General features: G+C 62.7%; 4 protein-coding genes. 2 read left to right on the forward strand and 2 right to left on the reverse strand.

All coding sequences use genetic code 11. The features are described 5' to 3' along the window. Window positions 1-19: 19 nt before the first annotated feature. Window positions 20-4,861 carry an NAD-glutamate dehydrogenase gene (locus AB4Y36_RS31500; RefSeq protein WP_368685077.1) on the reverse strand — a complete coding sequence of 1,614 codons (4,842 nt, stop codon included), beginning with the start codon at window positions 4,859-4,861 and terminating at the stop codon, window positions 20-22. A 48-nt stretch (window positions 4,862-4,909) separates the two neighbouring features. Next, entirely contained in the window at window positions 4,910-5,485 is a 576-nt protein-coding gene (locus AB4Y36_RS31505) for a LysR substrate-binding domain-containing protein (RefSeq protein WP_368685078.1), read from the reverse strand. 17 nt (window positions 5,486-5,502) lie between these two features. Here AB4Y36_RS31505 and AB4Y36_RS31510 point away from each other — a divergent pair, with 17 nt between their 5' ends. Next, the gene (locus tag AB4Y36_RS31510) at window positions 5,503-6,207 is read left to right on the forward strand and encodes an SDR family oxidoreductase (protein WP_368685079.1); all 705 of its coding nucleotides are present in this window, start codon (window positions 5,503-5,505) and stop codon (window positions 6,205-6,207) included. Window positions 6,208-6,217: 10 nt separating this feature from the next. Next, window positions 6,218-6,796, forward strand: a complete 579-nt coding sequence (locus AB4Y36_RS31515; protein ID WP_368685080.1) for a pyridoxamine 5'-phosphate oxidase family protein — start codon at window positions 6,218-6,220, stop codon at window positions 6,794-6,796. The last annotated feature ends 149 nt before the right edge of the window (window positions 6,797-6,945 follow it).

Below are 6,945 nucleotides of genomic sequence, written 5' to 3' on the forward strand. Positions count from 1 at the left end.
GCCGTCATCGTTCGAGTCTTCAAGTCCTTTCGAGCGCCGCCATCGCCCTCACGATCACGAGCAGCACAGAAAGACTCACGCCGCTCGAAGCACGCAGTTCCGTAAGCAACTGCCCATAACGCTCGAGCGCCGCCTCGTGCTGAGCGCACCATGCGTCGACGAGCGTTTGTGCGTCCGCGGTTTCGGAGCCTTGTGCAAGCACGCTCGTGGTGAGCGCGCGCTTGAGGTGCGCCACCTCGGCGAGCGCAGCCGCGCGCGCCATGGTGTCCCAATGCGTCGGCGTAGGCAGCGTCGCCGCACGCTCGCCAATCCAGCTGTAATTGAGCCGCGTACCCAAAGCGAAGTACGCCGCCGCAACGCGCTCAAGAGGACGGTCGCACGCCGCCGCTACATCCGCGATGTCCAGCAGTGCTACCGAAATATCTCCACTCGCCACGCGCAGCGCGAGCGCATTTTCGACGCCCGCCTTCACGAGTTCTCCCTGGCGTGCCGAAAGCGCTTCGAGATCCGGGTCGGGCAGCAGCGTCGGCAATTGCGGCGCGAGGCGCTGAGCGGCGTCGCGGCAGCGTGCCAGCAGCGTGCTCACACCATCGTTGTCCACCGAGCCTGCCTGCAGATGCCGCAGGAACCATAGCGCCGCGCGTTCGAGCAGCCGTGCGATGTCGACGAACATGCGCGCCTGCACGTCGTCGGGCACGCGGTTGTCGAGCGCGTCGATGGCGCGCCAGATATCGTTCAGACCAAATACGTCGCGCGCCATGATGCACGCGCGCACGATTTCGCCGGGCTGCGCGTCGGTTTCCTCCATCAAACGGTGCACGAATGCGCAGCCCACGCGGTTCACGAGCGCGTTCGTCAAATGCGTCGCCAGAATTTCACGCCGCAGCGGATGCCGATGCATGGGTTCGCTAAAGCGCTGCTGCAGTGGCTGCGGGAAGTAGTCGATCAGCAAGTCCGCGACGAGTGGGTCTTCCGGCACCGATGAATCGAGCAACGCGTCGTAGAGCCACATCTTGCTGTAAGCGAGCAGCACGGCGCGCTCCGGCGACGTGAGCCCGAGTTTCGCGGCCTGGCGTTCGGCGATTTCATCGTCGGTCGGCAGGAATTCGATATGGCGATTCAGACGTCCTGCGCGTTCGAGCCAGCGCATGAGGCGCGATTCGGCATCGAGCAGCTCCACGGCGTAGCGGCCCGCGATCGAAAGCGCCTGAGTCTGGTAGTAGTTGTCGCTCAGCACCAGCAGTCCGACTTCGTCGGTCATCTCCGCGAGCAACGCGTTGCGCTGTTTCGTCGTCATCTCGCCGTCGGCCACCACGAGTCCGAGCAGGATCTTGATGTTGACTTCGTGGTCCGAACAATCTACACCTGCCGAGTTATCGATCGCATCCGTGTTGATGTGGCCGCCATGCTGCGCGAATTCGATGCGCCCGAGCTGCGTGACGCCGAGATTGCCGCCCTCGCCCACGACCTTGCAGCGCAGTTCTGAGCCGTTCACGCGCACCGCGTCGTTGGCTTTGTCGCCGACTTGTGCGTTGGTCTCGCGCGCGGATTTCACATAAGTGCCAATGCCGCCGTTATAGAGCAGGTCGACCTTCGCCAGCAGGATCGCGCGAATCAACTCGGTTGGCGAAAGCGCCGCCGCCTCGATGCCGAGTGCCGTGCGCACCGCCGCCGAAAGCGGGATCGTCTTCATGGTGCGCGCGAACACGCCGCCGCCCGCCGATATCGTAGCCGGGTCGTAGTCGGCCCAGCTCGAGCGTTCGAGCGCGAAGAGCCGCACGCGCTCGGCAAGGCTCACGGCCGGATCGGGATTCGGGTCGAGGAAAATATGGCGGTGATCGAAAGCTGCGACGAGCTTGATATGCGGCGAGAGCAGCATCCCGTTGCCGAACACGTCGCCCGACATGTCGCCAACGCCGACCACGGTGAAATCGGTGGCCTGCGTATCCACGCCCATTTCGCGGAAATGCCGCTTGACCGACTCCCACGCGCCGCGCGCCGTGATCGCCATCTTCTTGTGGTCGTAGCCCACGGACCCGCCCGAGGCAAAAGCATCGTCGAGCCAGAATCCGTATTCGGCGGATATCGCGTTCGCGTAGTCGGAGAACGTGGCGGTGCCCTTGTCGGCGGCCACGACGAGGTAGGGGTCGTCGGGATCGTGGCGCACGACATCGGGCGGCGGCACGATCGCGTTGTTCACGAGATTGTCGGTGAGATCGAGCAGGCCGCGCAGGAAGGTCTGATAGCACGCCACGCCCTCGCGCATCCATGCTTCGCGGTCGCTCGCCGGCGGCGGGTTCTTCACGACAAAGCCGCCCTTCGAACCCACCGGCACGATCACGACGTTCTTCACCATCTGGGCTTTCATGAGGCCCAGCACTTCGGTGCGGAAGTCTTCGCGGCGATCCGACCAGCGCAGGCCGCCACGAGCGACACGCCCGCCGCGCAAGTGCACACCCTCCACGCGCGGCGAATAAACCCAGATCTCGAACATGGGCTTGGGTTCGGGCAGGCCAGGCACTTTCGAAGGGTCGAATTTGAACGAGAGCGAGGGCCGCTCTGCGCCATTGGCTTCGCGGCGGAAATAGTTGGTGCGCACCGTCGCATTGATCACGCCGAGGAACTGCCGCAGGATGCGATCTTCGTCGAGATTGGGCACCTGGTCGAGCGCACTTTCAATGGCCTTGAGCATGAGTGCCGTGCGCTCTTCCCGTGCCTGTGAATCGCGCGGATCGAACCGGAGTACGAACAGTTCGACGAACTGCCGGGCGATCGCCGGATTGCCGGTTAGCGCACGCTCGATATAGGCGTCGCTGAATGTCGAACCCACCTGGCGAAGGTACTTCGCATAGGCACGCAGGATCGTCACTTCGCGCGCGCTCAGATAGGCGCGCAGCACGAGCCGGTTGAAATCGTCATTTTCGATGCGTGCGTTCCAGACGCTTTCGAATGCGTCTTCGAACAGGCCCTTCACGCGCTCGATGTCAAATTCGGCGTCGTCCGCGAGTTCGAGGCCGAAATCGTGGACCCAAGCAGGCGCGCAAGAAGGCGCCTCGATCACATAGGGCCGCTCTTCATCCACACGCACGCCGAGGTGTTCCAGCATCGGCAGGCTGCGCGAGAGCGCGATCGCTTCGCCCGTGCAATAAACCTTGAAGCGGAACGTACGTGGGCCCGCCTCGATAGGCCGGTACAGATTCATCGCGATGCGCTGCGTTCCCTGCACGCGCTCGATCAGCTCGATATCGCGTACCGCCGTGCGCGCCGGATAATCGTCGCGATAGCCCGGCGGGAACGAATCGGCGTAGCGATGCAAGAGACTCGTGCCCTGCTCTTCGCCGAATGCGTCGAGCAACGCATCGGCCAGATCGTCCTGCCAGCGGCGCGTGACCTGCACGAGCCGCGCTTCGAGTTCGTGCGTGTCGACTTCGGGCATCGAGCCGGGTTCGGCGTGCACGACGAAATGAATCCGTGCGATTGCCGACTCCGAAAGCAGCGGCGTGAACTCCACGGAAACGCCGTTGAAGGCGTCCACGAGCAGGTTTGCAATCCGCCGCCGCAGATCGGTGTTGTACTTGTCGCGCGAGACGTATACGAGGCAGGAAACGAAGCGGTTGAAGCGGTCGCGCCGCACGAATAGCCGCGTGCGCTGGTGTTCCTGCAAGCGCAGCACACCGAGCGCGATGTCGAAAAGCTCGTCTTCGCTCGCCTGCAGCAGTTCATCCCGCGGATAGGTTTCCAGCACCGTCACCAGCGATTTGCCCAGATGGCCTTTCGGCAGAAAGCCCGCGCGCTGCACGATATTCGCGCATTTGCGCCGCACGATCGGGATTTCGGCGGTGGAGACCATATAGGCGGTCGAGGTGTAGAGGCCGACGAAGCGGCGCTCGCCGCACACCCTGCCATCCGCGCCGACTAGCTTCACTCCAACGTAGTCCAGATAGCCCGGCCGGTGTACGGTGGCACGCGAGTTCGCTTTCGTCAGGAAAATGGGCCATGCGCCGCTGATGATGTCGACGGCCGCGGGCGGCAACGGCGTGATGTCCGGCGTGCCCGGCGCGCGCAGCGATTCGCGCAGAATGCCGAGGCCCGAGCCTTCCACGCCGCGCAGGGCGTAGCCGCCGTCATGCGCGACCAGCGCGTAATCGCGCTGGCCGAGGAAAGTGAAATGGTCGGCCACCATCCAATCGAGAAACGCGCGCGCTTCGATGTCCTCTGCGCTCGTTTCGCGCGCTTTCATCGTCTTGATGGTGGTGCGCGCGGCCTCGAGCAGGTTCGGCCAATCTTCTACCGACGCCCGCACGTCGCCAAGCACCTTGGCGATGTCGCTGCGCAATTCGTCGAGCTTTGCTGCATCGCCGCAGCGGTCTACCTCGAAATGGATGAACGAAGCGAGTTGTGATTGCCCGTCGCCGGCGCTAGCCCCGCCTTCGTCTACACGCTCGATCGTCCCGTCCTTGCCGCGCCAGATCCGGAATACGGGGTGCAGCGCGGAATGCAGCGCGAGCCCCAGACGGTTGACGGCCATGGAAACCGAATCGACGAGAAATGGCATGTCGTCGTTCACGATTTCGATGACCGTATGGTCCGAATGCCAACCGTGCTGTTCGAGGATCGGGTTGTAGACCTGCATGCGCTCGCTGCCCGGTACAAAGCGCTGCGCGGTTCGCCAGTGCGCCATGGCGGCGCCGTAGAGGTCGGCGATGCTGCGGCTGCGCAGATCCTCCGCGTCGGCGAAATCGTAGTAGTGCCGCAGGAAAGGCTCGACGATCTGGAACGTCGGCTCGGGCAAGCGCGCCCGCGCAAATTCCATGACGTCGGAGAGCAGATGGGCGACGAATTCTTCGTTCCTCGCTAGCATGACGAACTCCTTGGCGGATAGTCATCGACTGCATCGGCGGTTCAGTCATTATGCACCGGCAAGGTGATCGAACGATGAATGCGTGCGCACGCGCTGCCTCACGGCGAGGCGCTGCACTGCAATGCGGATGGTGGCGCAGAACTTGCTGACTGCGAATGCCCGGTTCAACGCGCTTATATCGCGCTCGACGAGATGTTCGCTCGTGTGTGCAATGCCCTGCCCCGCAATGGCGGCATCGATGGCGAGCGACGATTGACTGAAGTGCGGCCCTTTCAGCTCGCCCACATCATTTGTGCAACCGAGGGCGTTGAAAAATTCCGGCCACAGATCATGAGAGTCGTGGAGCAGCACATAGTTTTGCAGGTCCGAGATCGTGTGCACCGGGTGATCGGGCTTGAGCAGTTGCGGGCTGGCTACGCCGAATACCTGCAGCGGAAATAGCGGGTCGCTGACGAGGCCTTTCGCGAACGGCGGCTTGCCGAGCCGCACCGCGATATCCACGCCATCGGACCTGAAGAATTTTATTGTCAGACTATAAGAAACATCATTCGACAATCCAATCATAACGCCATACAGTTTCTGGACGATTTCCCATACGGCGCAGTTCTGACGCGCTGAATCCAATTCAAGGAGAGAGCACGATGGCAGTAGAAAAAGTCGCACTCGTCACGGCGGCCGGCAAGGGTATGGGCGCGGCGATCGCGCGCGAACTGGCAGCCAGCGGCTACCGTCTGGCCTTGATGTCACCCTCGGGCAGTGCGGCCGAACTGGCGAGAGAGCTTGGCGGATTCGGCTTTACCGGCTCGGTGACCGAGCCGGACTGTATCGACCGGTTCGTCCGCGAAACGCTCGAAAAATATGGCCGCATCGACGCTGTGGTGAACAACACGGGGCATCCGCCGAAGGGGGATCTGCTTTCTGTTGCAGACGAACAGTGGCACCTCGGGCTCGATCTCATCCTGCTCAACGTCGCTCGCGTGTTGCGTCGCGTGACCCCTGCGTTTCTCGAGCAACGCGGCGGCGCGGTGGTGAATATCTCGAGCTTTGCCGCCGATGCGCCCGAGCAGGCCATGCCTGTTTCTTCCGCGCTGCGCGCCGCGTTGAGTTCGTTCACGCGCCTTTATGCCGACCGCTACGCGAAGGACAATATTCGAATCAACTCCGTGCTGCCGGGGTTTATCGACAGCTGGCCCGAAACGCCCGAGATTGTTGCCCGCATTCCGGTTGGCCGATTCGGGAAGACACAGGAGATCGCACAAACGGTCGCGTTCCTGTTGTCGGATGCCGCGGGGTACATCACGGGGCAAAACATCCGTGTCGACGGCGGCATCGTGCGTGCTCTGTAGCGCGGCAGATATGGATCAGATCGTCGACGAGGTCTGGGCACGCCTGAACGCGGGCGCAAACGCGGGCAATGAGCGCTCGCCCTTCACGATGCTGCAGGTCGCGACGATTGCGCTGGACGGTGCGCCTGCCGTGCGGACGGTCGTGTTGCGCCGTGTCTCTCGCGAGCGGCGCTCAGTCATGTTTCATACCGACGTGCGGTCTACAAAGGTGTCTGAATTGCGGCGCGACCCGCGCGTATCGCTCGTCGGCTGCGATCTCGACGGCGGGATCCAGATAAGGCTGCACGGCGTTGCGAGAATCGTCGAGACGCCCTCGGATACGAGAGCTGTCTGGGACTCGAGCAGACCTCGGACGTTGATCGTCTATCGCACGCCGCTTGCGCCCGCGACACCGGTTGCGTCTCCCGCCGAAGCGCATGCAACGACGCTCGCCGAGGATCCCAACTCATCGGCGGGATTCGAAAACTTCTGTCTGATTGATGTGACCGTATCGAGCATTGACTACCTCGATCTGAATCCCGCAGGGCATAGGCGCGCCAGTCTGGTGTTTGAAGAAGGGGAATGGCGCGGAACCTGGCTGGCGCCTTGAATTGACGAGCTGCGATTTTAATGCGCCCAAACGCCAGAACCCCGGTTCTCTTTCGGAGACACCGGGGTTCTGGACGTTACAGCATAAGGAGCCTGACGATTACCTACTTTCACACGGGCAATCCGCACTATCATCGGCGTGGAGCTGTT

The sequence above is a fragment of the Paraburkholderia sp. BR10936 genome (assembly GCF_040965735.1).
Classification (GTDB): domain Bacteria; phylum Pseudomonadota; class Gammaproteobacteria; order Burkholderiales; family Burkholderiaceae; genus Paraburkholderia; species Paraburkholderia nodosa_A.

Bases quoted from the DNA above. Each gene is read 5' to 3' on its own strand.
- AB4Y36_RS31500 (WP_368685077.1), bottom strand. From the start codon at position 4,861: ATGCTAGCGAGGAACGAAGAATTCGTCGCCCATCTGCTCTCCGACGTC.
- AB4Y36_RS31510 (WP_368685079.1), top strand. From the start codon at position 5,503: ATGGCAGTAGAAAAAGTCGCACTCGTCACGGCGGCCGGCAAGGGTATG.
- AB4Y36_RS31515 (WP_368685080.1), top strand. From the start codon at position 6,218: ATGGATCAGATCGTCGACGAGGTCTGGGCACGCCTGAACGCGGGCGCA.